A 713-nucleotide genomic window follows, 5' to 3' on the forward strand; every position below is an offset into this window, starting at 1 on the left:
ATAATACGCCATTGTTCATTGCTATTTTTATCAAAAGAATAAGGTGAAGTTGGGCGTTTTAAAATTAAAGCTCTTCTTGCCAAACTACTATCATTCAAATTTAGAATATTATTGGTTTGGCTGAGTGCTTCGTGGGGTAAATCACCATTTGAGCAAAGTAACTTTGTACTAATGAAATCTGATTTAATCTCATATGGTTTTAAATGCTTGGAAACAATCGAATAGCCGATCTGTGTATTTTTACTTGATGAAGGTAAATAGCTAAGCGAGTAAAAGAACTGAGCCTTATTATTGTGATAATGACTCATCGCAAAAAAAGGTAATACAGGAAAATGTGTCTGTTCCTGATTATTTTTTTCACGAATCATATTCATTTCAAGAATCGAATAGACTTGGTACAACTCTGGATGATGTGCATCAGTCATCAAGCAATAATTTAGCTGTGTATGTGATATTTTTTGTGGCTCAGCTTGTTTTTCAAATAAATTAATTGCAGGTACAGTAAATAATTTGAAATTAGCGATATTTAACTCTGAATAGTTACGAACAACAGCCTGATCATTCAAATTAAGCTTCAAATGAATCAAAAGCTCAAAAGTATTTTGCTGAACCAATACATCTTTCAAAACACTTAGGTTTAAATTCAAATAATTAAATTTCTCAGGAAAACAAAAATATTCCATCAATAATCGATAAGCATGATGTGTATGCTG

1 protein-coding gene is annotated in these 713 nt (G+C 31.0%); it reads right to left on the reverse strand.

Features of this window, described 5'->3' with window-relative positions; translation table 11 throughout:
* Positions 1–713, reverse strand: a 713-nt coding sequence (locus A2003_RS04460) for a type VI secretion system baseplate subunit TssF (RefSeq protein ID WP_286686868.1), incomplete at both ends; no start/stop codon positions are given.

The sequence above is a fragment of the Acinetobacter sp. GWC1_38_13 genome (assembly GCF_001767535.1).
GTDB lineage: Bacteria > Pseudomonadota > Gammaproteobacteria > Pseudomonadales > Moraxellaceae > Acinetobacter > Acinetobacter junii.